General features: G+C 69.2%; 1 pseudogene. It reads left to right on the top strand.

Annotated features, from left to right (window positions below):
• Positions 1-993: pseudogene (locus AB4Y86_RS19525) on the top strand (hypothetical protein); the annotation flags it as partial.
• Positions 994-1,011: the final 18 nt, after the last annotated feature.

Here is a 1,011-nt window from a genome sequence, read left to right as displayed (position 1 = left end):
GCGCTGCTGACAGCCGCCGCAGTGGCCGGCACCGGGGTCGCGGCGCAGGCCAGCCAGACTCCCTCGCCGACGCCGAGCGGTTCGTCCGCGGCCGCGGCCACCGCTGCCCCGGCCCCGGTGCTGCTGGATGCCCAGTTCCGCAGAATCCTCGAGCAGGTCGCCGGCGCTGTCGATGCCGGCGACGCGGCCAAGGACGCCGCCAAGCTGGCGTCGCGCGTTGGAGCGGCGGAGCTGGACGTGCGCACGCACAACTACAAGATCCGGTCCCAGGTGGGCAGCTACGAGGCACGGATGCCGGTGCGCGCCACCAAGCTCCTGACCACCGTGGTGAGCAACAAGCGTGCTTGGCCGCGGTCCGTGCTGGCCGTCACCCAGGGTGACGGCAACGTTGTTCCGCAACTGCTGACCCTTGTCCAGGCCTCCCCGCGGGAGAACTACAAGCTCGTCGGGGCCACCCCGCTGCAGCCGGGCACCACCTTCCCGGGCATCAACCGCGGCGGCACCGATACCCTCGCAGCCTCCGACAAATCCGGGCTGCTGTACAGCGGCGATGAAGCGTTGGCCGGACTGGGCGACCGCCTGACCACCGCCGACTCGACTTTCAAGGACAAGCTCACCGAGGGGCAGTCCTCGCCGTACATCGCGGATACCCTGGCGTACCAGAGCGACGTCGTGAAGTCCGGCGCCAACGGCAACTTCGCCTTCACCCACAAGGTCGTGCCGGAGAACACCGTGGTGTTCCGCACCGCCGACGGCGGCGCGCTGGTGCTGGGCAGGCTGAACTTCGGTCTTGACGGCACGCCCAAGAACCCCGGCGACAAGCTCACCATCGGCGACGATGCAGCTGCCCTGGCCGGAGGCAAGGAGACGAGCACGGGCATGGTGCTGAACTACGCCGAATCCGTCGCAGTCTATGTGCCGCCGGCCGGTTCCAAGGATCCGATGAAGCTGGTGGCCGCCACCCGCGGTCTGGTGGGGGCAAGCTTCAAATAGGCCCCTGCGTGCGGCGTA

The sequence above is a fragment of the Arthrobacter sp. 2YAF22_2 genome (assembly GCF_052114645.1).
Lineage (GTDB): Bacteria > Actinomycetota > Actinomycetes > Actinomycetales > Micrococcaceae > Arthrobacter.
Note: the sequence above shows the minus strand (reverse complement) of the source record. Positions and strands in the feature narration are given on the sequence as shown.